General features: G+C 53.0%; 18 protein-coding genes and 4 tRNA genes. 16 read left to right on the plus strand and 6 right to left on the minus strand.

Annotation, left to right across the window (positions count from 1 at the left end; translation table 11 throughout):
* Positions 1-15: 15 nt before the first annotated feature.
* The 3 genes from CDH47_RS09190 to CDH47_RS09200 all read right to left on the minus strand — a co-directional run bounded on the left by CDH47_RS09190 (position 16) and on the right by CDH47_RS09200 (position 3,999).
* Positions 16-2,697, minus strand: coding sequence for a mechanosensitive ion channel domain-containing protein (locus CDH47_RS09190; protein ID WP_100639584.1), 2,682 nt, complete (start codon positions 2,695-2,697; stop codon positions 16-18).
* Positions 2,698-2,758: 61 nt separating this feature from the next.
* A complete protein-coding gene (locus tag CDH47_RS09195; RefSeq protein WP_100639585.1) occupies positions 2,759-3,493 on the minus strand; it encodes a UDP-2,3-diacylglucosamine diphosphatase in 735 nt (244 codons plus the stop codon).
* A complete protein-coding gene (locus CDH47_RS09200; RefSeq protein ID WP_100639586.1) occupies positions 3,490-3,999 on the minus strand; it encodes a peptidylprolyl isomerase in 510 nt (169 codons plus the stop codon). The genes CDH47_RS09195 and CDH47_RS09200 overlap by 4 nt, the downstream gene beginning before the upstream one ends.
* A gap of 136 nt (positions 4,000-4,135) precedes the next feature.
* Here CDH47_RS09200 and CDH47_RS09205 point away from each other — a divergent pair, with 136 nt between their 5' ends.
* The 3 genes from CDH47_RS09205 (at position 4,136) to CDH47_RS09215 (ending at position 9,547) form a co-directional block, all read left to right on the plus strand.
* Positions 4,136-5,806: a glutamine--tRNA ligase/YqeY domain fusion protein gene (locus tag CDH47_RS09205; RefSeq protein ID WP_100639587.1), complete on the plus strand. Its 1,671-nt coding sequence runs from the start codon at positions 4,136-4,138 to the stop codon at positions 5,804-5,806.
* A 35-nt stretch (positions 5,807-5,841) separates the two neighbouring features.
* Entirely contained in the window at positions 5,842-7,230 is a 1,389-nt protein-coding gene (gene cysS, locus CDH47_RS09210) for a cysteine--tRNA ligase (protein ID WP_100639588.1), read from the plus strand.
* A gap of 136 nt (positions 7,231-7,366) precedes the next feature.
* Positions 7,367-9,547, plus strand: a complete 2,181-nt coding sequence (locus CDH47_RS09215) for a malate synthase G (RefSeq protein ID WP_100639589.1) — start codon at positions 7,367-7,369, stop codon at positions 9,545-9,547.
* Positions 9,548-9,631: 84 nt separating this feature from the next.
* Here the strand turns inward: CDH47_RS09215 and folD are convergent, their stop codons facing one another.
* A complete protein-coding gene (gene folD, locus CDH47_RS09220; protein ID WP_100639590.1) occupies positions 9,632-10,489 on the minus strand; it encodes a bifunctional methylenetetrahydrofolate dehydrogenase/methenyltetrahydrofolate cyclohydrolase FolD in 858 nt (285 codons plus the stop codon).
* Positions 10,490-10,715: 226 nt separating this feature from the next.
* Here folD and CDH47_RS09225 point away from each other — a divergent pair.
* The 10 genes from CDH47_RS09225 to CDH47_RS09270 all read left to right on the plus strand — a co-directional run bounded on the left by CDH47_RS09225 (position 10,716) and on the right by CDH47_RS09270 (position 20,189).
* Positions 10,716-10,792, plus strand: a tRNA-Pro gene (locus CDH47_RS09225).
* A gap of 33 nt (positions 10,793-10,825) precedes the next feature.
* Positions 10,826-10,902: transfer RNA gene (locus CDH47_RS09230), tRNA-Arg, on the plus strand.
* Between the two features lie 125 nt (positions 10,903-11,027).
* Positions 11,028-11,103 (plus strand) — tRNA-His (locus CDH47_RS09235).
* Positions 11,104-11,210: 107 nt separating this feature from the next.
* Positions 11,211-11,295 (plus strand) — tRNA-Leu (locus CDH47_RS09240).
* A 322-nt stretch (positions 11,296-11,617) separates the two neighbouring features.
* The gene (gene tig, locus CDH47_RS09245) at positions 11,618-12,922 is read left to right on the plus strand and encodes a trigger factor (protein ID WP_100639591.1); all 1,305 of its coding nucleotides are present in this window, start codon (positions 11,618-11,620) and stop codon (positions 12,920-12,922) included.
* Positions 12,923-13,108: 186 nt separating this feature from the next.
* A complete protein-coding gene (gene clpP, locus CDH47_RS09250) occupies positions 13,109-13,744 on the plus strand; it encodes an ATP-dependent Clp endopeptidase proteolytic subunit ClpP (RefSeq protein ID WP_100639592.1) in 636 nt (211 codons plus the stop codon).
* 78 nt (positions 13,745-13,822) lie between these two features.
* Positions 13,823-15,106: an ATP-dependent Clp protease ATP-binding subunit ClpX gene (gene clpX / locus CDH47_RS09255; protein ID WP_100639593.1), complete on the plus strand. Its 1,284-nt coding sequence runs from the start codon at positions 13,823-13,825 to the stop codon at positions 15,104-15,106.
* 185 nt (positions 15,107-15,291) lie between these two features.
* Complete coding sequence (gene lon, locus CDH47_RS09260) at positions 15,292-17,709, plus strand: endopeptidase La (protein WP_100639594.1); 2,418 nt, start codon at positions 15,292-15,294, stop codon at positions 17,707-17,709.
* A gap of 142 nt (positions 17,710-17,851) precedes the next feature.
* Positions 17,852-18,220, plus strand: a complete 369-nt coding sequence (locus CDH47_RS09265) for an HU family DNA-binding protein (RefSeq protein ID WP_476738577.1) — start codon at positions 17,852-17,854, stop codon at positions 18,218-18,220.
* A gap of 115 nt (positions 18,221-18,335) precedes the next feature.
* Positions 18,336-20,189, plus strand: a complete 1,854-nt coding sequence (locus CDH47_RS09270; RefSeq protein ID WP_100639596.1) for a SurA N-terminal domain-containing protein — start codon at positions 18,336-18,338, stop codon at positions 20,187-20,189.
* 85 nt (positions 20,190-20,274) lie between these two features.
* On the opposite strand, the gene hexR is transcribed toward CDH47_RS09270, so the two are convergent.
* Positions 20,275-21,153, minus strand: coding sequence for a transcriptional regulator HexR (hexR, locus tag CDH47_RS09275; protein ID WP_100639597.1), 879 nt, complete (start codon positions 21,151-21,153; stop codon positions 20,275-20,277).
* A gap of 224 nt (positions 21,154-21,377) precedes the next feature.
* Here hexR and zwf point away from each other — a divergent pair, with 224 nt between their 5' ends.
* From zwf to CDH47_RS09290, 3 genes are read left to right on the plus strand one after another with little or no spacing between them, the layout of a single operon-like run.
* Positions 21,378-22,841 (plus strand): glucose-6-phosphate dehydrogenase, encoded by a 1,464-nt coding sequence (zwf, locus tag CDH47_RS09280; RefSeq protein WP_205077558.1) that lies wholly within the window; start codon positions 21,378-21,380, stop codon positions 22,839-22,841.
* On the plus strand, positions 22,828-23,547 hold the full coding sequence (pgl, locus tag CDH47_RS09285) for a 6-phosphogluconolactonase (protein ID WP_338038007.1): 720 nt from the start codon (positions 22,828-22,830) through the stop codon (positions 23,545-23,547). Before zwf ends, pgl begins: the two co-directional genes overlap by 14 nt.
* 38 nt (positions 23,548-23,585) lie before the next feature.
* Positions 23,586-24,236: a bifunctional 4-hydroxy-2-oxoglutarate aldolase/2-dehydro-3-deoxy-phosphogluconate aldolase gene (locus CDH47_RS09290; protein ID WP_100639599.1), complete on the plus strand. Its 651-nt coding sequence runs from the start codon at positions 23,586-23,588 to the stop codon at positions 24,234-24,236.
* Here the strand turns inward: CDH47_RS09290 and pyk are convergent.
* Positions 24,229-25,677: a pyruvate kinase gene (gene pyk, locus CDH47_RS09295; protein WP_100639600.1), complete on the minus strand. Its 1,449-nt coding sequence runs from the start codon at positions 25,675-25,677 to the stop codon at positions 24,229-24,231. The two genes, CDH47_RS09290 and pyk, sit on opposite strands and share 8 nt — an antisense overlap.
* Positions 25,678-25,716 lie beyond the last annotated feature (39 nt).

Genomic DNA, 25,716 nt, shown 5'->3' on the forward strand with positions numbered 1-25,716 from the left:
AGCGGCCGGCCTGCCTTAGCCTCTCTGCTGGGATTCTGGCAGGGTGCGGACATGAATGTCCCGTTGCGGGAAGGGGATGTTGATACCCGCTTCCATTAGGGCGCGTGTGATTGCTGCGTGTATTTCATGGGACAGCGGCATGATGTCCAGAAGGTCTTTAACAAACACCCGAACTTCAAAGTTAATGCTGCTGTCTGCAAGGCCAACACAGAAGACAGCGGGTGCCGGGTCGTCCACCACCCGAGCGTTGTCATGGGCGACCTGGGTGAGTATTTCCTGAACCTTGTCCACATCCGTGCCATAGGCAACGCCCACGCGGAGTATTACACGGGTAATCGGGTCCGAGAGTGTCCAGTTGGTCAGATCCTGGGTAACGAAGGTTTTGTTGGGAATGATTTGTTCTTTGTTATCCCAATCCACCAGCGTGGTGGCGCGAATGCGTATGCGCGAGACGGTACCGGTAATGCCATCAATGGTGACTGTATCGCCCACCCGGATAGGGCGTTCAAAAAGAAGAATGATCCCGGATACAAAGTTGGCAACAATTTCCTGTAGCCCGAAGCCAAGGCCCACACCGAGCGCTGCAATCAGCCACTGGAGTTTGGACCACTGAACACCTATCACACCAAGACAGATCACCACGCCCAGGAATACGAGAACGTAGGTCGTAATGGTTGTGATGGCGTAGCCAGTGCCCGGTTCGAGATGCATTCGGCTCAGTAACGTGACCTCCAGGGTTCCCGGCAGGTTTTTTGCCGCAAGAACAGTGCCGGCTGCCACGAGCAGGGCGAGCAGGGCGTCTGCAAGGGTTATGGGGAGCGGGTCGCCACCCTGAAGGTCCGTGGCAATCGTCCAGAGGGTGATGTCGTTAAATAACTGCAGGGCTGGGATAACGCTAGCCCATAGAAACAACAGGCCGGTGATAGCGAGAGCCGAGACGATTATCCTCAATAGCGAAGAACTTTGTTGGCTGATGTCCTGCAAATTCATTTCGGGCATGTCGAGGTTTTGCAGCACGCCTTCACCGGGAGTGTCGGCAGCCTCTCGGGCTTCCGCTGCCCTGCGCTCAGCGGCGCGCTGCTCCTGAAGGCGTTCAAGGGTGAGCCTGCGTTCACGCACAGAGAGCGCCCGTAAGCCCATGTAGTAAACCAGCGTATTAAAAGCCAGCCAGCAGATGGTGATAAACAGGTTGCGCTCCAGTTGCAGGGCCGTGTAGTGGTAGCCAATAAGGGATGCTCCAGCTAAAACGAGAGGGCCGGCTACGGCGATTACATGAAGCACCAGCAAAAGGTTACTTTGGGTGTTGCTCGCTCTCACTGCCTTCATGATGTGGTGTGCGAACACCGCCAGCACAATAGATACTACTGTAAAGAGCAGGCGGCCAAGGCTGTCGTCGAACCGGGCACCCTCGGGTGTCGAACTTGTCGATGTGGTGATCACTGCCACCGGAATAACAAACGCCATGAGCACGGGTAATTCGCGGCGGATAGCCAGCAGCGTGTTGGCGTTCCAGTGGAAATGACTTTCCCCAAGCCCGTTTTTGCGGGCAACATTGCGAACAAAAGCGAGTAAAAACATAATGAAGGCAGCGGCGGTAAAACCTTTTGACAGGGCGGCATAAAAGGCATTGCCTTCCATCAATACCAGGGCTGCAAGGGAAAATAGCAGCACACCCGGCAATGCCAGCAGAACGCTGTTGCTCAGTGCCTGCAGGGTGAAAGCGGTTCGGTCATGGCCCACATTGCCAATGTGGCGGCTATTATCCAGAAGATTGGTCATGATGGCCCTGCGCTTCACCAGCAATATAATGAGCGCCAGCGCTACAAGCCCGATACGTATGCCGCGTTCGCCCACAGAGCGAGTAATGGCGTCGCTCAAGGCATCAAGGCGCAGTTGCGAGATGAACCATTTGGCAGATTGGTACAGCTCCCCGGCGGTATCAGCGCTTACCACCGCAGCACTGGGAAGCCAGAAAAGTCTTTGCTGCAGGAGCTCCTGGTACTCCTTAACCTGATCCTGAAGGGTGGTCACCGTGCTGTAGTACTCATTGAGCACATCTATGTGTTCGGTAACGGCCTTGTGTAATTCGCGCAGCAAGCGCGAGCGACGGCTCTGCAGTTGGCCGCGGGCATCGTCTCCAGGGTCTGCAATGGCTTCAAACTCTTCCAGCCTTAGCTGCTCTTCCCGTGCTGTGGCAAGTTTGTCCTCAATGCCTTCAATCAGATCCGTGGCAATACTTTGTCTTTGCAGGCGCTCAAGCCTTTGTTTCAAAAGCTCGGCATAGCTGGCGGTTAGGTTCAGACCCGCCTTCTCCAGCCTCAGTTCAAAACTTTTATACTCATCTTGCAGGCGGGACAGGATGGATTCGGCGTAGGTCAGCCGTTCCCGACTTTCTTTAACGGCCGCCTGACGCTGTTCCAGGGAAATTTGCAGAGCACGGACCTGTTGCTGAATGTCGGCGTTAACTGTATCCGGCAGGTTGATCTCGGGGGGTGCTTCGTTATCGGCTTCCAGCTCTGGTTGCACGGCAGGTCGTGCTTCCTCCGGTTTCTCATCACCTTGCTGGGTGTTTGCATCCGCTTGCTGGGTGGAGCCTTCGGAGTCTTTGGCCTGGGCCGGAAGGACCAGCAGGTAGAGCAGAAACAAGCCGGCCAGGCATGTTTTCAGAGCTGTGTAGCGGTCAGGGCGATGCTTCATGTGCTGCGGTCCTCGCGTGGGCGCTCCCGGGCAACGGCTCTGTGCCATAAAGCAGGCATTGTCAGGGGGTGGTGAGCGGCATCTTGTGCAGCTCTGGCTCTTTACCGGGCTCCGCGGCCAGCCACCAGATATTTTTATCCCAGTCGCCCAGTACAATCCGTTTTGCCGGTTTGCCGTTTACCTCAAGGTTATGCTCAGCAGGCCTGTGAGTATGGCCATGGATCAGCAAAGGCACATCTTGGGCTTCCATAACGCGCACCACCTCTTCCGGCGTCACATCCATAATCTCTTCAGCTTTGCCACGGTTGGTGGACATGCTCATTTCCCGCAGTTGCCGCGCCATTTGCTGGCGGTCGTCAAGAGGGCGGGCGAGAATCATTTTTTGCATTTGCGGATCGCGCATTTTTGCGCGAAATTTTTGGTATTCCACATCGGCTGTGCAAAGACTATCGCCGTGCATTAGCAAGGCAGGGGTGCCGTAGAGATCGATTAGTGTTGGGTCATCCAGCAAGGTGGCTCCAGACCGAGCACAGAAGTCTTCCCCTATCAGAAAATCCCGATTCCCGTGCATAAGGAAAATACGGGTGCCACTATCGCTCAGGGCGCGAAGGGCAGTAGCTGCCTGATCTTGCAGAGGGGTGCGTTCGTCATCGCCTATCCAGGCTTCGAAGAAGTCACCCAGAATGTAGAGGCTCTCTGCACCTGGGGCTTTCTCTTTCAGGAAGCCAAGAAACGCCCCGGTAATGTCGGGGCGAGACTCTTCCAGGTGGAGATCGGAAATAAACAGCGTGGTCACGCTGCGTCTCCATCCTCGATAACGCTGGCCTTCTCAATGACTACATCCTCATAAGGAACGTCTTGATGTCCAGCATTCATGGTGGTGCGCACGGCGCGGATTGCGTTAACGGTTTCCATGCCTTCTACTACCTTGCCAAATACGCAGTAGCCCCAGCCTTCGGTAGTTTTGGCGGAGTGATCCAGAAACCCGTTGTCTTCCACGTTGATGAAGAACTGTGCGGAGGCAGAGTGTGGGTCCATGGTGCGTGCCATGGCAACGGTGCCTTTCATGTTGCTCAGGCCGTTATCTGCTTCATTTTTGATGGGGTCGCGGGTTTTACGTGCGGCCATGCCTGGTTCAAAGCCGCCGCCCTGTACCATGAAGTTGCTGATAACGCGGTGGAAGATAAGGCCATCATAAAAGCCGTCGCGAACATATTGCTCAAAGTTCTTTGCAGTTTCAGGGGCTTTTTCGTAGTCGAGTTCGAGCTTGATATCGCCGTGATTGGTTGTCAGCAGAATCATCAGGGTTTCCTGTTCTTGGGGTTTGAAAACGTTAAAGCGGGTATTGTACTCAAGAGTTTCCGGGGATGCATGAGTCCCACCAGGATTTATGAGTATAATAGACGGTTTACGACCCACTTCTTTTAATAGAGATTGTATGAGCGCCGAGCCGAAGAAAGCCCATAACTTTATTCAGAACCTGATTGAAGACGCCCTTGCCAAAGGCGAGCATACCGGTCAGGTGGTTACCCGCTTCCCGCCGGAGCCAAATGGATATCTGCACGTTGGTCATGCGAAATCCATTTGTCTTAACTTTGGCATCGCCGATACGTTTTCTGGTGTGTGCAACCTGCGGTTTGATGATACCAACCCGGAAAAGGAGAGTCAGGAGTACATTGATGCCATCAAGGAAGACGTAAAGTGGCTTGGTTACACCTGGGATGGGGAGGTACGTTATGCCTCTGATTATTTTGATGCCCTCTATCTTTTTGCCGAAGAACTGATCGAGAGAGGCAAAGCGTATGTGTGCGCCCTGACGGCAGAAGAAATGGTTGAGTACCGCGGCACGCTGACAGAACCGGGTAAAAACAGCCCTTATCGCGACCGCCCTGTAGAGGAAAGCCTTAAGCTGTTCCGGGAGATGCGAGACGGAAAATTCGAAAACGGCGAGTTGGTGTTGCGGGCGAAGATTGATATGGCTTCTCCGAACATCAATATGCGTGATCCGATTCTTTACCGCATTCGTTTCGCAGAGCATCACCAGACGGGCAATAAATGGTGCATCTACCCGATGTACGATTACACCCACCCAATCTCTGATGCCATGGAGGGGATTACCCACTCTCTGTGCACGCTCGAATTTGAAGACCACCGCCCCCTCTATGAGTGGGTGCTGGAAAACATCACTGCACCATGCGAGCCACGTCAGATTGAGTTCGCTCGCCTGAACCTGAACTACACCATTACCAGTAAACGTAAGCTTAAACGCCTGGTTGACGAGAATCTGGTGGATGGCTGGAATGACCCGCGTATGCCGACGATTTCGGGAATGCGTCGCCGGGGCTATACGCCGGAATCGCTGCGCGCCTTCTGCGACATGATTGGCGTGAACAAAGCTGGCGGAACCGTTGATATGGGGATGCTTGAGTTCGCTATCCGAGAGGATTTGAACGCCCGCTCTCCCCGTGCCATGTGCGTGATGCGTCCTTTGAAGGTAACTCTGACCAATTACCCGGCTGACAAGACCGAAACTCTGTCTTTACCCGTACACCCGCAGAATCCGGACATGGGGCAGCGTGAAGTGACCTGGAGTCAGACGCTGTTTATTGATCGGGAAGACTTTGTGGAAGAGGCACCGCGCAAGTGGAAGCGCCTGGCGCCGGATCAGGCGGTTCGCCTTCGCGGCGGATATGTGATGACCTGTAAAGAAGTTGTGCGGGACGCCAGTGGCGAAATTGTTGAGCTGCGCTGTGAGTATGACCCAGCTACTTTGGGTGTTAACCCTGAAGGCTACAAGCCCAACGGCGTTATTCACTGGGTGTCTGAGGCCGACAGCGTAGATTGCGACATTAACCTTTACGACAGGTTGTTCAATCACGAATTCCCGGATAGCGACAAGGAAGGTGACTTCCTGGATCACGTTAACCCCCAATCGCTCGTAGTTCTGAAAGGAGCGCGGGCAGAGAAAGGCTTGGCAACGCCGCTTGCAGACTTGCCATACCAGTTTGAGCGGGAAGGTTATTTCTTCTGTGATCAGGAGTTGACAGCCAAGGCCGGTAAACCGGTATTCAATCGTACAGTTACCTTGCGAGATTCCTGGGGTAAATAGATAGCAATTAAAGGTAAGCATTCGGGAGACCAGCTTTGATCAGGATTTACAATACGCTCACCCAGCAAAAAGAAGCCTTTACGCCTATCGAGCCTGGGAAGGTTCGTATGTACGTGTGCGGGATGACGGTTTATGACTACTGCCACCTGGGTCATGCCCGGGTGCTGGTGGCGTTTGATGTGATCACCCGTTACATGCGAAGCCGTGGCTACGATGTAACCTATGTTCGCAACATCACCGATATTGACGACAAGATTCTTCGCAGAGCAGAAGAAAACGGCGAGCCGTTTACCGAACTGACCGAGCGCATGATTGCGGCGATGCATGAGGATGAGGCGCGCCTTGGCGTGCTGTCACCCAGCGAAGAGCCAAGGGCTACGGATTATATTGCTGAGATCATTTCCATGATCAATACGCTGATTGAGTCCGACCATGCCTATGCCGCCGACAATGGCGATGTTTATTTTTCTGTAGCGTCATTCAAGGACTACGGGAAGCTCAGCAAGAAAAAACTCGAAGACCTGCTGGCGGGTGCACGTATTGATGTGCAGGAAGCCAAGCGCAGCCCGGCAGACTTTGCGCTATGGAAATCAGCCGGCGAAGGCGAGGTTAGTTGGCCCTCGCCTTGGGGTAATGGGCGCCCGGGTTGGCATATTGAGTGCTCCGCCATGTCTACCCATTGTCTGGGTAACACCTTCGATATTCATGGTGGCGGGCCGGACTTGCTGTTCCCTCACCATGAAAACGAAATTGCCCAGTCTGAGTGCGCTACCGGACACACCTTCGTAAACACCTGGATGCATGCGGGAGCTATCCGCGTAAACAAGGAAAAAATGTCCAAGTCCTTGGGCAACTTTTTCACGATTCGGGAGATACTGGAGACGTATCCGCCAGAAGTGGTGCGTTTTTTCCTGGTGTCCAGTCACTACCGCAGCCAGGTTGATTACTCTGAGGACAATCTTGCTGAAGCGGGTCGTTCTCTGGCCCGGTTATACCATGCACTGCGTGGTATAGAGCCCATGAGCTCAACCGATGTGCCTGAAACTGAACAGGATCAGCGTTTCGTTGAGTTGATGAACGACGACTTCAATTGCCCTGGTGCAATATCGGTATTGCATGCGCTGGCTAATGATATAAATCAACATCGTCGCGAGGGCCGTGAAGACGAAGCAAGGAAAGCGGCAACTGTGATGATCAGACTTGGCGATGTTCTAGGGATCTTGCAGCAGAACCCGGATGCTTTTTTCCAGGCTGATTCCGGCGGAGAACTGACAGCAGAGGGTATTGAGGCAAAAATCCAGGCTCGTGCTGATGCCCGCAAAGCCAAGGATTTTGCCGGTGCCGACCGCATTCGTGACGAACTGGCAGAGCAGGGTATTATTCTGGACGATTCCCGCGAGGGAACAAGTTGGCGGCGTAGTTAACGCTGATACCAAGGTCGCGTTGTACCCGGGGAAATGACCTTGTAAGGAACTTCCCGTATAATGCGCCCTTCGATTTTTCGAGCCCGGCTGCTCAACGGCTGTCGGGACAGGGCTAACCCACTGAGGCTAATTAACGATGACAGATCGCGTACAACTCGGCGGCATTCAGGTCGCAAAGAACTTGTATGACTTCGTAACTAACGAAGCAATTCCGGGCACTGGGCTGGATGCAGATAAATTCTGGGCGGAGTTTGACAAGATCGTAAACGATCTGGCGCCGAGAAATCGTGAGCTGCTGGCCAAGCGCGGTGCCATCCAGGAGAAGCTGAATAGCTGGAATAGCGAGCACAAGGGCCAAAAGCTCGACATGGCTGCTTACAAAAGCTTTTTGAAAGAAATTGGCTACCTGGTAGAAGAGCCTGCAGATTTTCGCATCTCTACTGCTAACGTTGACCCTGAAGTGGCAACCATGGCTGGCCCGCAGTTGGTAGTGCCAATCATGAATGCCCGCTTTGCACTGAACGCTGCAAACGCACGCTGGGGCAGCCTCTATGATGCCCTCTATGGTACCGACGCTATTTCTGAAGAGAATGGTGCTGAAAAAGGTCGCGGGTACAACCCGGTTCGTGGTGCCAAGGTTATTGAGTTTGCACGTAACCTGCTGGACAGCTCAGCACCCTTGGCGGCAGGCAGCCATAAAGATGCAGCTCTTTACCAGGTTGCTGACGGCAAGCTTGTGGTCAAACTGCAAAATGGCGAAACAACCGGCCTTAATGACGAATCCGGTTTTGTGGGATACACGGGCGCAGCTGATGCACCTACCGGCATTCTGCTGGTTAAGAATGGAATGCACTTCGAAATCCAGATTGATGCCGGCCACCCGATTGGCAAGGACGACGGAGCTCACGTTAAAGACGTACTGATGGAGTCTGCACTGACCACCATCATGGACTGCGAAGACTCTGTTGCTGCTGTAGATGCGGATGATAAAACTCTGGCATACAGCAACTGGCTCGGCCTGATGAAGGGCGATCTTGAAGAGACCTTTGAAAAAGGCGGCGAGCGCCTGACCCGTAAGATGAACCCGGATCGCGAATACACCGCAGCCGACGGTAGCCAGATCAAACTGAAAGGCCGCAGCCTGATGTTTGTTCGTAACGTTGGCCACCTGATGACCAACCCGGCTATTCTGCTAAAAGATGGCAGTGAAGTGCCTGAGGGGTTGATGGACGGCATTCTTACCTCCCTGATCGCCATTCATGATCTGAAAGGTGAGGGCAAGTTCCAGAATACCGCAACTGGCTCTGTGTACATTGTTAAGCCAAAGATGCACGGCCCTGAAGAAGTTGCGTTTACCAACGAATTCTTTGGTCGTGTCGAAGATACGCTTGGTCTGCCGCGTTTCACTCTGAAAGTCGGCATTATGGACGAAGAGCGTCGCACCACCGTTAACCTGAAGGCTTGTATCCACGCAGCCAAAGAGCGTGCCGTGTTCATCAACACCGGCTTCCTGGATCGCACCGGTGATGAAATGCACACTTCTATGGAGCTTGGTCCGTTCATCCGCAAGGGTGAAATGAAGCAGGCAGCATGGATTGGCGCATACGAACAGTGGAACGTAGATGTAGGTCTGGAAACAGGCTTCCGTGGCGTTGCACAGATTGGTAAGGGAATGTGGGCAATGCCAGACCTGATGGCGGCTATGCTTGAGCAAAAGATTGGTCACCCGAAATCTGGTGCCAACACTGCTTGGGTTCCTTCGCCAACAGCTGCGACTCTGCACGCGACTCACTACCACCAGGTGTCTGTTGCTGATGTTCAGAAAGAGCTGGAAAGCCGCGCTCGCGCAAGCTTGGACGACATTCTCACTGTGCCAGTAATGGAAGACCCTTCCAAGCTGACAGCCGAAGATATCCAGCAGGAGTTGGACAACAACGCTCAGGGTATTCTGGGTTATGTTGTGCGCTGGATTGATAGTGGTGTGGGTTGCTCCAAGGTTCCCGACATCAACGATATAGGTCTGATGGAAGACCGCGCGACTCTGCGTATTTCATCCCAGCATCTGGCTAACTGGCTGTACCACGGCATTTGCACCGACGCGCAGGTTGAAGAAACCATGAAGCGTATGGCGCAGGTTGTGGACAGTCAGAATGCCAATGACCCAAGTTACCGCCCTATGGCGCCAAACTTTGCCGACAGCATTGCGTTCCAGGCCGCTATGGATCTGGTTCTCAAGGGTCGCGAACAGCCAAGTGGTTACACTGAGCCACTGCTGCACGCATACCGCCTCAAGGCAAAAGAAAAGTTCGGCCAGTAATATCGGCTGATACAAAAAAACCCGCTTCGGCGGGTTTTTTTGTGCTTACTCTGATGTTCCGGCCTAATCTGGCGCGCAGCGCCGCTAGTCTTTACGCAGTTCGTTTGCGGAGTACAGAGTGTTTTGCAGGAGTGTCGCAATGGTCATGGGTCCAACGCCACCTGGTACCGGAGTGATATAGGCTGCGCGGGCGGAGGCAGTTTCAAAGTCCACGTCACCCTGCAATTTTCCGTTCTCCATGCGATTGATGCCAACATCAATTACCGTTGCACCGGGTTTTACCCACTCGCCTTTGATCAGGCCGGGTTTGCCTACAGCGGCAATGAGAATGTCGGCGTCACGAACATATCTTTCCAGGTCGGGCGTGAAACGGTGGCATACAGTTGTCGTAGCGCCTTTAAGCAGTAATTCCATGGTCATGGGGCGCCCTACAATGTTGGATGCGCCCACAATCACCGCGTGCTGCCCTTTATAGGGGGTGTTAATGCTATCCAGCAGGGTAATCACACCAGCAGGCGTGCAGGGCCGCAGCGCAGGCTTGCGCTGTACCAGGCGCCCTATGTTGTAGGGGTGGAAGCCGTCCACATCTTTGTCAGGGCGGATCTTCAGCAGAATCGGGTCTGCATCCAGGTGGCTAGGCAGAGGTAGCTGTACCAATATCCCGTCAACTAAAGGGTTTTCGTTCAGTTCGTCAACCAAGGCTTCCAGAGCTTGCTGGGTGGTGTCTGTAGGCAAGTCATAGGAGAGGGAGATAATGCCGGCGGCATCACAGGCTTTTCGCTTGTTGCCCACATACACTTCAGAGGCTGGGTCGTTACCCACCAGAACCACAGCCAGGCCCGGAGCCCGTAGGCCATTCCGGATGCGGGTCTCTACGCCGGCAGCGACTTCTTGTCTAACCGCGGCGGCAATTTCTTTTCCATTAATCAGTTTGGCGCTCATGTTTCGTCTTGTCGGTTGGCTTTTGCAAATAAAAGGGGCAGTATTGTCGCACGCTTGTCGCCTAACTCCAATTAGGAGGGTGCTGCGCTTTGTCGCAGTAAGCAGGGGATGCGCAGTGTCAAAATTACTGATTTAAGAGAGAATTTGATTTTCCTTGTTGACGAAGCGATTTTGCGACGGTAATATGCGCGCCAACTTTGCTGAAGCACGAATTGATCAGTTTAAACGGGGTATAGCGCAGTCTGGTAGCGCGCCTGCTTTGGGAGCAGGATGTCGGGAGTTCGAATCTCTCTACCCCGACCACTTTTCTGAATGTTCAGCTAGGCCAGGGGTCAAGCGCCCGTAGCTCAGCTGGATAGAGCATCGGCCTTCTAAGCCGAGGGTCGCAGGTTCGAGTCCTGCCGGGCGCGCCATTCAGGTCGTCGGCTTGAGCGGAAACGAACTGCTTCTTGCAGCAAAGTGTTGGGTGCAAACGCCCGGAAGTGATGTAGTAGCTTAGTTATGTTATCGAATATGCTGAAAGGCATGTCCTGATGTGGTGGACGTAGCTCAGTTGGTAGAGCTCAGGATTGTGACTCCTGCGGTCGAGGGTTCGATCCCCTTCGTCCACCCCACTTTTCCATGAAGTGTTTCCGTTATACTAAGCCTCCCTTTTCCGCATTTGAGTTTCAGGCTCGCTGGTTTTGAGGTTAAGTAAAGCGGGATAAGTATTTTAAAGTTTCGGGTTGTGGCGAAATTGGTAGACGCGCCAGATTTAGGTTCTGGTTCCGAGAGGAGTGGGAGTTCGATTCTCCCCAACCCGACCAATTTTTTAAAAAGCTCTTAGGTGGCACCTTAGAGCTTTTTTTGTATTCGATTCGCCAGAGATTATCCTGGGTGTTGTGCCAAAAATTCCGAATCTTCATTTGCCCCCCCCTTTGTTTTTCAGATTTCGCCCCAAACTCCCGGTTACAAGCGCTGAAGACATCACGTTCTATGAAACTACCCGTTGCAGATGATTCTCTCGCCGGGGCAAACCGTGATAAACTATCTGCTTTTAATTTTGGGTCCTTTCCGGGGAGTTTCCCGGGAATCGACTTTTAGTCATAATTTCATTCACATACTGAACCTGAATTTTGAGGATCTTCCATGCAAGTGTCTGTAGAAACGACCTCCAACATCGAGCGTCGCATGACGATTGGTGTGCCCGCCCAGGAAATTGAACAGGCGGTTCAGAAACGCCTGCAAGAAACAGCACGTACAGTGCGTTTGAACGGTTTCCGCCCAGGTAAGGTGCCCATGAGCGTGGTCAAGCGTCGTTTCGGTGACAGCGTTCGCCAGGAAATTGTTGGCGAAATCATGCGCGATAACTACATCAAGGCACTGCAGGAGCAGGATATCAACCCCGCAGGCTGGCCAAAGCTTGAGCCGAAGACAATGAAAGAGGGCGAAGATCTCGAATTTGTCGCCATTTTTGAAGTTCTGCCAGAAATTGAGCTGGGCGACCTGAGCAAGGTTTCCATCGAAAAACTGACGTCTGAGGTCACCGACAAGGATATCGATACCATGATCGATAACCTGCGTCGTCAGCAGGCAACCATGAAGTCAGTCAAGCGTAAGTCCAAGAATAAGGACGTGCTGACCATCGATTTCAAGGGATTTGTTGACGGTGAAGAGTTTGAAGGCGGAGCTGCAGAAGGCCACAAGTTGACCTTGGGTTCCGATCAGATGATTCCGGGCTTCGAAAAAGCTATCGTTGGCGGTAAGGCTGGTGAAGAGCTGGAAATCGAAGTGACCTTCCCTGAGGATTACCACAACGAAGACCTCAAAGGTAAGCCAGCGAAGTTTGAAATCAAGATTCATGAGGTTGAAGAGCCTCAGTTGCCCGAGCTGAATGCCGAGTTCTTTACCAAATTCGGTATTGAGGCGGAAGATGAAGCCGCATTCCGTGAAGAAGTGAAAAAGAACATGGAGCGCGAGCTGAAGCAGGCGGTGTCTAACAAGGTCAAGAATGATGTTGTAGATGGCCTTCTTGAATCAACCGAGTTTGAAATCCCGGCCGCACTGGCAGATCAGGAAATTGATCGCCTGCGTCAGGATGCAGTCCAGCGTTTTGGTGGACAAGTTGATTTTCAGCAGCTACCCAAGGAGATTTTCCAGGAGCAGGCTGAGCGTCGCGTGAAGACCGGCTTGCTGTTCCAGGAAGTTGTAAAGGCGAACGACCTGAAAGTCGATGCGGCTATGGTTGACGAAAAGATCCAGGAGATCGCGTCAACGTATGAACAACCAGATGAGGTTATTGCGCACTTCAACGGTAACCCGGAGCAGAAGAGTCAGATTGAATCTTCGGTTCTGGAAGACCAGGTTGTTGATTATGTTCTCACTCAGGCCAAGGTCAAAGAGAAGAAGGTCAAGTACGAAGAAGCCATTCAGGCAGGGCAGCCTCAGCGCTGATATTGGCGGCGTGGCAGCACCAGAGACAGGTGTTTTTGCTCCCCGCCCGCCGAATAGAGTGAGCAGCCGGCATGTCCGGCTGTTTTCATCTAGGCTTGAGGCTGGCAAAGTAACAGATGCATCAAAACAGTAGATGCTGTGGTTTGAAACCACGCCCCATTTTTCCATAAGGAGTTCAGGCGCATCATGACGCAGAAACCAATCGATAGTCTCGCAATGGATGCCAGGTCAGCCTTGGTACCGATGGTTATCGAGCAGACCGCCCGTGGGGAGCGCTCGTTCGACATTTATTCCCGTTTGCTCAAGGAGCGGGTGATCTTCATGGTCGGGCAAGTGGAAGATCACATGGCAAACCTGATCGTGGCGCAACTTCTGTTCCTGGAGTCTGAAAACCCGGACAAAGATATTCACCTGTATATCAACAGCCCCGGTGGATCGGTAACCGCAGGTATGTCTATTTACGACACCATGCAGTTTATCAAGCCCGACGTGTCAACCCTGTGCGTAGGCCAGGCGGCCAGTATGGGCGCCTTCCTGCTGGCAGGCGGAGCCGAAGGCAAGCGAGCTTGCCTGCCTAACTCGCGAGTCATGATTCATCAGCCCCTGGGTGGATATCAGGGTCAGGCAACGGATATCGAGATACACACCCGGGAAATTCTAAAAATCCGGAACACGCTGAATTCCATACTGGCTCACCACACTGGCCAGGATCTGGAAACCATCGCCCGTGATACAGATCGCGATTATTTTATGGACCCGACCCAGGCCAAAGAGTATGGGTTGATTGACTCCATACTTGATAAGCGTGTGTCGAATAAATAATACTGGCAGTAATTGCATCACCCCTGGCCGGCCTCAACTTGACTGAGGCGCCGGCAAAACGAGATCAGAGGTATTTCAATGGCAGATGAAAGGAACGGCAGAGGCGACGATAACGGCAAGTTGCTCTACTGCTCGTTTTGTGGAAAGAGCCAGCATGAAGTCCGTAAGCTCATTGCAGGGCCTTCGGTGTTCATCTGCGACGAGTGTGTCGACCTGTGCAACGATATTATCCGTGAAGAGATTCAGGAAAATGCACAGGAGGAGACGAGTGATCGTCTTCCGACACCCGCCGAAATCCGCAATACGCTTGATGAATATGTCATTGGTCAGGATCGCGCCAAGGTTGTGCTCGCAGTAGCCGTTTATAACCACTACAAACGCCTTCGTTATGGTGAAGGTAAGGGCGATGTTGAGCTTGGCAAAAGTAACATTTTGCTGATTGGTCCAACGGGTAGCGGTAAAACGCTGCTTGCTGAAACTCTGGCACGCATGCTCAATGTTCCGTTTACCATTGCTGATGCCACAACGCTTACGGAAGCGGGCTATGTGGGTGAGGACGTTGAGAATATCATCCAGAAGTTGCTGCAGAAGTGCGACTACGATGTCGACAAAGCCCAGCGCGGCATTGTTTACATTGATGAAATCGACAAGATTTCACGCAAGTCTGACAACCCCTCGATCACCCGGGACGTTTCAGGTGAGGGTGTTCAGCAAGCTCTGTTGAAGCTGATAGAGGGCACTGTAGCCTCTGTGCCGCCCCAAGGCGGACGCAAGCATCCGCAGCAGGAATTTCTGCAGGTGGATACCGGCAATATGCTGTTTATCTGTGGTGGTGCGTTTGCCGGGCTGGATAAAGTTATCCGTGACCGCACAGAAAAGAGCAGTATCGGTTTCTCGGCAGCAGTCGCAAGTCGGGAAGAGGACAAAAATACTGGTGACGTGATCAAGAATGTTGAGACAGAAGATTTGGTTAAATACGGCCTGATTCCCGAGTTTGTCGGGCGTCTGCCGGTTATAGCCACATTGACTGAGCTTGATGAAGATGCTCTTGTCCAGATTCTCACCGAGCCCAAAAACTCCCTGACCAAGCAGTATCAGAAGCTGTTTGACATGGAAGGCGTGGAGCTGGACTTCAGGGACGACGCATTGCGTGCTGTTGCCGGAAAGGCTCTTGAGCGCAAAACCGGTGCTCGTGGACTTCGCTCCATTATGGAGGCTACGTTGCTGGATACCATGTACCAGATTCCTTCAGAGCACGAGATCTCCAAGGTGGTGATTGATGAAAGCGTAATCAAAGGCGATTCAGAACCGTTCAAGATTTACGCAAATAATGATCACGCGAAAGCCGTGCCTGATGACTGACCGGGCTCTCAAGGCAGAGTGATCAGGTATCCTGAAGAAATGAAAAAAGGGGCGGAAACGCCCCTTTTTTAATGGTTTGTATCAACAGGCTGTTGTGCCGTGTTGTTTGGTAAAAAGATTGCAATTTCAGAGGTCGCCCCAATGAAGGGTGGTATGCTGAATGAAAAACCGTCAGAGGATTCCTTATGACCCGGATACCCCAAGATATCGTGCAAGAGTACCCGCTACTTCCCTTGAGGGATGTTGTGGTGTTTCCGCACATGGTGGTCCCCCTGTTTGTGGGCCGCGAGAAATCCATACAGGCGTTAGAAGCCGCAATGGAAGGAAGCAAGGAGATCCTTCTGGTGGCCCAACGGGACGCTTCCACAGATGAGCCAGGTCCCGATGATGTATTTGAAATGGGTACGCTGGCCACAGTTTTACAAATGCTTCGGCTGCCGGATGGCACCGTAAAAGTGCTGGTTGAGGGCAATGCCCGGGCCAAGATCAGTAATATCACAGAGGCCGAATACCTGTCGGGTGGCGCTACCCTGATGGATGAAGAGAGCCTTCCGGAGCGCGAACAAGACGTGCTTATGAAGACTCTTACGGATGAGTTCGAAAAATACGTGAAGCTGTCCAGAAAAGTGCCCTCGGAAGTCTCCAATGCCTTGACGGGTATTGAAGAGCTTGAGCGCCTCGCGGACACCATGGCCGCTCATCTTGAGATGCGTATCCCTGAGAAGCAGGAACTGCTTGAAGCTCTCGATATCAATCAGCGCGTGGAGCTTTTGCTGGGCAAGCTGGATGGCGAAATTGACCTGATTGAGGTTGAAAAACGCATCCGTGGCCGCGTCAAAAAGCAAATGGAGCGTAGCCAGCGCGAGTATTACCTGAATGAGCAAATGAAGGCTATCCAGAAAGAAATGGGTAATCTGGGCGAGGGTAATAACGATTTTGAAGAGCTGGAGCAGAAGCTTGAGGAAGCGGGCCTGCCGGAAGAGGCTCGTAAAAAGACAGAGTCCGAGTTGAACAAACTCAAGATGATGTCGCCCATGTCCGCTGAAGCTACGGTTGTTCGTGGCTATATCGACTGGATGTTGGCTGTGCCCTGGAAAAAACGCAGCCGGGTGCGCCACGATATCGAAAAGGCACGTGAGATCCTGGATCAAGACCACTACGGCCTTGATGAGGTCAAAAAGCGCATTCTGGAGTACCTGGCAGTGCAGAGCCGGGTGAAGAAGGTGAAAGGCCCAGTGCTGTGTCTGGTGGGGCCTCCTGGCGTTGGTAAGACGTCTCTTGGGCAGTCTATTGCCAGGGCCACAAACCGTAAATATACGCGAATGGCACTGGGTGGTGTTCGCGATGAGGCGGAGATTCGTGGCCACCGCAAAACCTATATTGGGGCGCTGCCGGGGAAGTTGCTGCAGAAGCTGGCAAAGGCTGGTGTAAAAAACCCGCTGTTCCTGTTCGACGAGATCGACAAAATGGGTATGGATCACCGGGGCGACCCGGCATCTGCCTTGCTTGAGGTTCTTGATCCTGAGCAGAACCATACGTTTAACGATCATTATCTGGAGGTGGACTACGACCTCTCTGATGTGATGTTTGTATGTACCTCCAACTCCATGAATATCCCTTCTGCGTTGCTGGATCGAATGGAAGTTATCCGGATCCCGGGTTACACCGAAGATGAGAAGGTAAATATTGCCCTGCGCTATCTGCTGCCGAAGCAGATCAAGGCGAACGGTCTGCGCAAAGATGAACTGGCGCTTAGCGAAGACACGTTGCGCGATATCATTCGCTATTACACCCGGGAAGCGGGCGTTCGTGGTCTGGAGCGTGAAATTGCCAAGATATGCCGCAAGGTTGTGCGCGAGCATGTCGAGGCCAATAAAAAAGCATCCATCACCATAGAGCCGGATATGCTTGAGCACTATTCCGGTGTGCGCAAGTTCAATTACGGTTTGGCGGAGGAAACCAACCAGATTGGCCAGGTCACGGGGCTTGCCTGGACTCAGGTGGGTGGTGAGTTGCTCACCATCGAGTGTGCGCTCACTCCAGGTAAGGGCAGGGTTGTTAAAACCGGCTCGCTTGGCGATGTAATGCAGGAGTCAATCCAGACCGCACTCACGGTTGTCAGAAGTCGTGCTGCGGGTCTTGGTGTGGCCGACGATTTTCATGAAAAGCACGATTTACACGTGCATGTTCCTGAAGGTGCCACGCCAAAAGATGGCCCAAGTGCCGGTATTGGCATGTGTACGGCACTGGTTTCTGCACTAACCAAAATTCCGGTGCGGGCAGACGTTGCAATGACTGGCGAAATCACTCTTCGGGGCCGGGTTTTGCCCATCGGTGGGTTGAAGGAAAAGCTTCTCGCTGCTCATCGTGGAGGCATAAAGACTATTGTTATTCCTGATGAGAATGTGAGGGATCTCAAAGAGATACCTGACAACATCAAGGAGTCGCTGGAAATCATCCCGGTTAAGTGGATTGATGATGTTCTGGACATTGCGTTGGCTTATGCGCCTGAGCCCGGCAAAGCCAAGTCATCACCTGAAGCGGCTTCAGCTAAACCCCGGGATGACGACGGAGATAGTGCAGAGCGCATAAATACACATTAAACACCATATGAGTTGTTGACACGCCGGAGAACCCATTGGTATAACTGTTTCGCCGTGAAGCAGCCAATACCAAGGGCTCCCGCGCAGTATGTGCCTATTCCGAACACCGGTTGAATGCCGAAAGGAATAAGAAAACCGAAGAATGGAATTCTCCGACCGCTTATGCGATAGTCGAGAACGTCCTAGAAAAAACAATCCAACCGAGAACATCTTCAACCTGAAAGCGAAGGGGTTTAGTGTGAACAAGTCCGAACTAATTGATGCAATTGCAGAATCAGCAGATATTTCCAAAGCCGCCGCTGGCCGTGCTCTGGATGCAATGACAAATACTATCACCGGTGCCCTGAAAGAAGGCGATCAGGTTACCCTGATCGGTTTTGGTACTTTCTCTGTTAAAGATCGTGCAGCTCGCACTGGTCGTAACCCGCAGACAGGCGCTGAGATCAAGATTGCGGCCTCCAAAGTGCCTGGGTTCAAAGCAGGTAAAGCCCTGAAAGACGCCGTCAAGTAACGGTTCTTTCTCCGGCGATGTCCCTCGAAAGGCATCGCCAAGAAGAATTCAAGGCGCATTCCTACAGGGTGCGCCTTTTTACGTTCAGTTAACCGGCAAAGGGTTTGGGAGAAGCATGCTTCAAGATATACGGGAAAATTCCCAGGGAACGATAGCCAAGATCATAATCGGTCTGTTGGTTGTGTCCCTCTCCATCTGGGGAATGGATGCCATCGTTGGCGGTTTCTCTGGTGAGCCAGAAGTAGCAACAGTTAACGGTGAGGACATTACGGAGCGGGAGTTCCTGCGAGTTGTCCAGATGGAAAGCCAGCGTCGCCTGGCCGGGATGGAGCGTCCCGATCCTGCCTTGCTGAATGAAGACCAGATCCGCAAAGATGTACTTGATTCGCTGATCCAGGAGCAAGTGCTGATTCAGGATGCCAGCGCCCAAGGGCTCGCGCTGAGCGATGCGGATATTGATGCACTTATTACACAGATGCCGCAATTCCAGGTAGATGGACAATTCAATCGGGATCGTTTTGTAGCCTCAGTGCGCAATCTGGGTATGGGTGTTGGCGAGTTCCGGGAAGCCATGCGGAAGCAGTACGTGGTTAACCAGATTCGTGCGGGCATTATGCAGAGTGGGTTGGTCGCGGATGAGAATGCTGAACAGCTTCTGCGTATTCAGAATCAGACTCGCAGCTTCCGGATTCTTGAAGTTCCCGCAAGTGCGGTGAACGATGATGTTGAAGTCACAGATGCAGATATCGAAGCGTTTTATGAGGGCAATAGCGCGGCCTTCCGCCTGCCAGAGCAGGTAGATGCTGCATATATAACCTTGTCGCTGGGTGCCATGGCTGAGAAGATTGAGCTAAGCCAGGAAGAGTTGGAAGTCTACTACGAGCAAACGGCGGGTGATCTGGCCCGCGAAGAGCGGCGCGCCTCTCACATTCTGGTTGAGGGTGGTGCAGACTCCGAACAGCTTTTGGCGACTATCAGTGAGCGTCTGGATGCGGGCGAGAGTTTCGAGGATTTGGCAAAAGAGTTTTCAATAGACACTGTTTCCGCCAAAGAAGGTGGAGACCTTGGCTTTGCTGGCAAGGGCGTTTACGACGAGGCCTTTGAGGAGGCCCTGTTTGCGCTGAACGAAGGTCAGGTCTCAGATCCGGTAACAACCAGCTTTGGCGTGCACCTCATTCGCCTGGACGATATTCGTCGCTCCGACGTGCCGCCACTGGCTGAGATTGAAGGGCAGTTGCGTTCAGAGCTCGCACTTGAGCGTGCCCAAGAGAAATATTCAGAAGTTCGTGCAGAGTTGGCCGATTCAGCGTATGCAGCGGACGATCTGGCGGGCCCTGCAGAAGAGTTGGGGTTAGAAATTCGTGAGGCAAAGGCAGTTACCAGAAATGGAGGGCGGGCACCCTTTGATCACGCAGGCCTCGTTCGCCAATTGTTCTCAGAGGACGTTCTTGAGGATGGCTACAATACCGAACTGATTGATGTGGGCGACAATGTATCTGTTGTGGCTCGTGTCCGGGAGTACCGTGAAGCCCAGCAGCTAGCGCTGAGTGAGGTTCGGGACGACATTCGCAATACCCTTGAGGCGCGAAGGACTCGTGAGCTGCTTGAAGAACGTGCAATTGCTGTTATTGAGGCGCTGGAGAGCGGTGAAGCGTTGGACGCGTTTAATGTTGGCGATTGGGAGCAGTTCGATGAGCAAGAGCGCAATGCCGCGGGTGTCTCACCACAGGTAATGCAGGCAGCTTTCTCTTTGACTCGCCCTTCCGATAACGCGCCAACATATGGCAGTGCTATGGTGCAGGGTGGTGTTGCTGTTATTGCCCTCGATGCTGTAAATGAGGGCGCTGTAGAAGACGATAGTGGAGACCTGGATCAGCTGCGTAGTTTTCTGGCTTCACTGGAAGGCCAGCGTGAGTATGCTGCGTATCAGCAGTTCCTGAGAAATACGGCTGAGGTGTCGCGCCCCTAGGCGAAACTGAGGCACTAAAAAACCCGGGCAAATTGAAACGTGCCCGGGTTTTTTATTGCCTGTAACTAATTCATGCCCGAAGCCTTCAATCCGGGTCTGATGGAAGGCGAGTGGGCATCAGGCTGTCTTTTATCTTCTTGAGGTGTCCGAGAAAATCCTGGCCTCGCTTCAGAGTTACACCAGTGGCCAGGATGTCGATGACCGTCAGATGAATGATCCTGGATGACATGGGCATATATACTTCGATGTCTTCCGGGGCGGTAATTTCAAGCGTGGTGGTACACACCTCTGAGAGCGGAGAGTTGGGGGTTGTGATGCCAATAACGGTTGCGCCGTTATTCCGTCCGATGCGGGCAATATCAACCGTTTCCTTGGTGCGCCCCGTGTAGGAAATCATCACAATAACATCGCCCACGCTTGCGCCGGCCGCCACCATTCTTTGCATCAGTGCGTCGTCATAAGACATTACGGGAATGTTAAAGCGAAAAAACTTGTGTTGGGCATCCAGTGCAACAGAGGCAGAGCCTCCCATGCCAAAGAAATTGATTTGCTTGGCCTGGATCAGATAATCAATTGCGATAGCCAGAGCTTTAGGGTCCAAAGCCAGGCGAGCCTTGTCCAGGTTAGCCATGGTGCTAAGCATGATTTTATCGGCAAATTCTGACACTGTGTCGTCAGGTTCAATGTTTTGGCCGATGTAGGGCGTGCCTGTGGCAATGCTCTGCGCAAGACGGATTTTGAAATCCGGAAAGCCTGTAGCGGAGAAACCCCTGCAAAACCGGTTGACGGTTGGCTCGCTCACATTTGAGGCCCGGGCTAAAGCTGCAATACTGTAGCGGGTGGCTGCGCTGGGGTCGCGAAGAATAGCTTCGGCTACCTTGCGCTCTGATTTGTTCAGAGTCTCCAGTCGGGACTGGATGTCTTCCAGCAGATTGTCGTCGCGAGGCGCTTGGTGTGCGGCCATCAAAGCTGCTCCCTGAATTTCTGATGGTTTCGATTGTTGAGCTATGAGCTGATTATACCGGGTTTATATCGTTTTTTGTGTAGTAAACGTATCATGGTTCTGGTTGCCCCTTGGATTCGTTCTGGCCAGGTGCCATTATTTAGATAAAGTTACTACATATAGGCTAATAGTAGGCCGTGCTCAGTGTCTGATTCACCGGAGGAATGCATTTAGTGGCAAATAGAATGACGACCCGTTGCGATATTATGTTGTTTGGCGCCCTAGGTGATCTGGCACAGCGAAAGCTGTTTCCTGCTTTTTACCAACTTGAGAAAGCTGGTCTGTTGGCAGACGGTAGCAGGATTTTGGCACTTGCTCGCAGAGAGCTTGATACTGAAGGTGTTCGCCAACAGATACGGAAGAGATTGGAGCAGCACGTTAAGCCCGAAGAGTTCGACCCTTCGGTAGCAGACAAATTTCTTCAGCGGGTCGAGTATCAACTTCTGGATTTCAACAACCAGGACGGATTTGAAGCACTTAACACCTGGCGTGCCGGGCAGAGCAATCAGCTTATTGTTTACCTGGCCAGTCCTCCATCCATGTACGGCGTTGTCGCACGTAATCTTAGTGCGGTCAGCTGCTGCACTGAAAAAACCCGCGTTGTAGTCGAGAAGCCTATTGGCCATGACCTTGAGTCGTCTCGCGTAATAAATGATGAGCTTGGAGAAGTTTACAAAGAGAATCAGCTGTTCCGGATCGATCACTATCTGGGTAAGGAAACCGTACAGAATCTGATCGCACTGCGCTTCGCCAACAACCTGTTTGCTTCACAGTGGGACCAGAATCATATCTCCCACGTGGAAATAACAGTCGCTGAGAGTGTCGGCATCGAAGGCCGCTGGGGGTACTTTGATAAAGCGGGTCAGATTCGCGATATGGTTCAGAATCATATGTTGCAGCTGTTATGCCTGATTGCTATGGACCCCCCTTCAGATTTGTCTGCCGACAGTATCCGAGATGAAAAAGTGAAGGTGCTCAAAGCTTTGCGAACCATGACACCGGATATGATGGATACTTATGTGGTGCGCGGCCAATACACGGCGGGAGCCAGTAATGGGAAGCCGGTTCCGGGATACCTGGGGGAGGACGATGCCAATAAACGAAGTGACACGGAAACCTTTGTTGCGTTGAAAGTGGAAATCGATAACTGGCGTTGGTCGGGCGTGCCGTTTTATATCCGCACCGGCAAACGCCTTCCGGAAAAGTTGTCCCAGATAATTATCCACTTCAAGCCGGCTCCTCACTATATTTTCGATCCGGATCAGAGGCATTTGGCAAATAACAAGTTGATTATCCGATTGCAGCCTGACGAGGGTATGTCGCTCAAAATACTCACCAAGGACCAAGGCCTTCACAAAGGCATGCGGCTGCGGCAAGGGCCGCTCGAACTGACGTTTTCAGAAGCCTTCGAAACCGAGAGAATTCCCGATGCCTATGAGCGGCTGCTATGGGAAATCATGAAAGGCAATCAGTACCTGTTTGTTCGGCGTGATGAAGTGGAGCACGCTTGGCGCTGGGTTGATCGGATTGTTCAAAACTGGAATGACGGCGGTGATCCGCCAAAACGCTATGCTGCAGGATCCTGGGGGCCGGTAGCCTCCATAGCAATGATCACACGGGATGGAAGGAGCTGGTATGAAGATGCCTGAACTGGATTTACCCCAAGGTATAGAGGCACGCTTTGAAACGACGCCTCAGCTGGTTGCTCAGCAATTAGCCGATGCAGTCAGTGATTTCCTGAAGGATCGACTTGATAGTGCTCCGCGTGCAAGCCTGGCAGTTTCCGGGGGCTCCACGCCCTTGCCATTTTTGCAGGCCTTGTCCCGCAAGGAGATAGATTGGGGCAGGGTGGATGTTTTACTGGTGGATGAGCGCTGGGTTGCAGAAACGGATGAGGCCAGTAATACCCGGATGGTGAAAGAAAGCCTGTTGCAGCATAACGCAGCGGCTGCCCGATTCTTTTCTCTGAAGCAGGCGGGTGCTACACCGGAAGATGGTTTGGCAGCGGCTAATGCCGAACTTGCTGCGTTGACGCGCCCGCTGGATGTTCTGATTTTAGGAATGGGTAATGATGGCCATACGGCTTCTCTGTTCCCGGATGCCCCTGAGCTTGCCCATGCCATGAGCCCGGAAAACCGGGAAACGCTGGCAGCAATGAGACCGCCGTCTCAGGCGCATTCACGTATTACGCTTACCTATGCCTTTATGCGCAGGGCCCGTTTTGTCGCACTGCACCTGAAGGGTGAGGATAAGCTGGAGACGTTGAAGAAAGCCTTAAGCGAGCCAGGTGGTGTGTTTACCATGCCGGTCCGTGGATTCCTGAAATCGGGCCTTCAGATTTTCTGGAGCCCCTGAGCCTTCTTTGGTCTTCCTAAAGCCCGTATGGAGAGAACATGAACTACGTGTCGGACTTTCACCGCGAACGCATCAAATCTGTTCTGGAAGCGTCTCAGCTTATGCCCGTTATAACCATCACCCATCCTGATGATGCAGTGCCGCTTTGCCAGGCACTCTTTGACGGGGGGGTTCAGGTAATGGAAATAACCTTACGGACCGAGCATGGGATTGAGGCGATCAAACGGGTGCGTGAAGCCCTGCCGCAGGCTTGGATTGGCGCTGGCACCATTACCTGTGTAGCGCAGTACCGTCAGGCGGAAACAGCAGGTGCACATTTTATCGTCACGCCGGGTGTCACTGAAACGCTTCTGGATTTTGCTTTAACGTCTGAGGCGCCGCTTTTGCCCGGTGTTTCAACTGCGTCGGAGTTGCTGCTCGGGTACGGCCTGGGGTACAGGGAGTTCAAGTTTTTTCCCGCCGAAGTAGCAGGTGGGCCGCCGGCCTTGAAAGCGTTTAGCGGCCCCTTCCCGGATGCCGTTTTCTGCCCTACCGGCGGTATTCGTCGGGAAACGGCCAGGCAGTACCTGGCCTTGAGCAATGTGCAAACAGTAGGGGGCAGCTGGCTAACCCCTGACGATGTGGTGGCGGCGAAAGACTGGGCCCGCATAACAGAAATTGCTGCGGGCAGCCGCTCGGATATCAGCTGATATCCGAGCCAACCCGCACTATCTTCATGGTATTGGTACCACCTTGCGCGTTCACATAGTCGCCCTTGGTAATGACTACCAGGTCTCCCTCGTCAACCACACCCAGCGTGACCAACTCAGACACAGCTTGGGCGTTGGTGTGCTCGTTGGGAATCTTTGCAGAATCAAACGGGACGGTTTGCACGCCGCGATACATGGCTACCCGGTGCTGCGTTGAATGGTGCCGTGAATAGGCGAAGATGGGCAGGCTGGATTTGATGCGAGACATCAGGCGCGGTGTGGCCCCCGTTTCGGTCATGCAGATAATGGCGGTGACCCCGTTCAGGTGATTTGCAGCATACATGGCCGACAGAGCAATGGCTTCGTCCACCTGTTCCATGCTTTCGTGAATACGGTGATTCGATTGGTGCATTGTCGGGTGCTTTTCTGCACCAATGCAGATACGCACCATCGCCTCGACAGCTTCAATCGGGTAGTCGCCCACGGCCGTTTCCGCAGACAGCATAACCGCATCTGTGTAATCCATAACGGCGTTGGCCACATCAGACACTTCCGCGCGCGTGGGCATGGGATTGGTAATCATGGATTCCATCATCTGGGTGGCTGTAATAACCGCCCGGTCCAGCACCCGGGCGCGGGCGATAATGAGTTTCTGAACCCCCACAAGCTCGGCATCGCCTATCTCAACGGCCAGATCGCCTCTGGCCACCATCACCACATCGGACGCTTCGATGACTGCATCCAGTGCCTCCACATCGTGAGCCAGTTCTGCCCGCTCGATCTTTGCAACCAGGCCTGCATTTGAGCCGGCTTCTTTAAGTAGCCGGCGAGCTGTGTGCATGTCTTCCGCCGTGCGCACGAACGACACGGCCACGTAGTCTGCCCCAAGGCGAGCAGCTGTCACTATGTCTTGTTTGTCTTTTTCAGTCAGGGCGTCAGCAGACAGCCCGCCGCCCCTTTTATTGAGACCTTTGTTGTTGGAGAGTGGGCCGCCAATCAGCACCTTGGACGTTATGCAGTGGTCTTCAACAGACTGTACTTCCATTTCGATGCGGCCATCATCCAGAACAAGGATGTCGCCCGGCTCTACATCGTTAATCAGTTGTTCATAGTCAATGCCGACACGTTCTTCAGTGCCGGCCTCTTTATCCATGGCGGCGTCCAGAACAAAGGTTTGCCCGGCTTGCAACGTGACTTTGTTGTCGGTGAAGCGGGCAATCCGAAGTTTCGGGCCCTGAAGGTCTGCCAGTACGGCAACAAACCGGCCCTGTGCTACCGCTGCTTCCCGCACCCGGCGGGCACGTTCGATGTGTTCATCCGGGCTACCATGGGAAAAGTTGAGTCGGGTAACGTCGACTCCCGCATTGATGGTGGCAGTCAGGGACTCCGCAGAGTCTGTAGCAGGGCCTAAGGTGGCGACAATCTTGGTGCGCCTGAGCATAAATAGTGATCCTTGGTTGTTGGGGTATGATCCCATGTA

The sequence above is a fragment of the Marinobacter salexigens genome (assembly GCF_002806945.1).
Taxonomy (GTDB): domain Bacteria; phylum Pseudomonadota; class Gammaproteobacteria; order Pseudomonadales; family Oleiphilaceae; genus Marinobacter; species Marinobacter salexigens.

Coding starts and splice junctions, on each gene's coding strand:
- CDH47_RS09190 (WP_100639584.1), bottom strand. CDS start 2,697: ATGAAGCATCGCCCTGACCGCTACACAGCTCTGAAAACATGCCTGGCC.
- CDH47_RS09200 (WP_100639586.1), bottom strand. CDS start 3,999: ATGATTCTGCTGACAACCAATCACGGCGATATCAAGCTCGAACTCGAC.
- CDH47_RS09205 (WP_100639587.1), top strand. CDS start 4,136: ATGAGCGCCGAGCCGAAGAAAGCCCATAACTTTATTCAGAACCTGATT.
- CDH47_RS09215 (WP_100639589.1), top strand. CDS start 7,367: ATGACAGATCGCGTACAACTCGGCGGCATTCAGGTCGCAAAGAACTTG.
- folD (WP_100639590.1), bottom strand. CDS start 10,489: ATGAGCGCCAAACTGATTAATGGAAAAGAAATTGCCGCCGCGGTTAGA.
- tig (WP_100639591.1), top strand. CDS start 11,618: ATGCAAGTGTCTGTAGAAACGACCTCCAACATCGAGCGTCGCATGACG.
- clpP (WP_100639592.1), top strand. CDS start 13,109: ATGACGCAGAAACCAATCGATAGTCTCGCAATGGATGCCAGGTCAGCC.
- clpX (WP_100639593.1), top strand. CDS start 13,823: ATGGCAGATGAAAGGAACGGCAGAGGCGACGATAACGGCAAGTTGCTC.
- lon (WP_100639594.1), top strand. CDS start 15,292: ATGACCCGGATACCCCAAGATATCGTGCAAGAGTACCCGCTACTTCCC.
- CDH47_RS09265 (WP_476738577.1), top strand. CDS start 17,852: ATGGAATTCTCCGACCGCTTATGCGATAGTCGAGAACGTCCTAGAAAA.
- CDH47_RS09270 (WP_100639596.1), top strand. CDS start 18,336: ATGCTTCAAGATATACGGGAAAATTCCCAGGGAACGATAGCCAAGATC.
- hexR (WP_100639597.1), bottom strand. CDS start 21,153: ATGGCCGCACACCAAGCGCCTCGCGACGACAATCTGCTGGAAGACATC.
- zwf (WP_205077558.1), top strand. CDS start 21,378: ATGACGACCCGTTGCGATATTATGTTGTTTGGCGCCCTAGGTGATCTG.
- pgl (WP_338038007.1), top strand. CDS start 22,828: ATGAAGATGCCTGAACTGGATTTACCCCAAGGTATAGAGGCACGCTTT.
- CDH47_RS09290 (WP_100639599.1), top strand. CDS start 23,586: ATGAACTACGTGTCGGACTTTCACCGCGAACGCATCAAATCTGTTCTG.
- pyk (WP_100639600.1), bottom strand. CDS start 25,677: ATGCTCAGGCGCACCAAGATTGTCGCCACCTTAGGCCCTGCTACAGAC.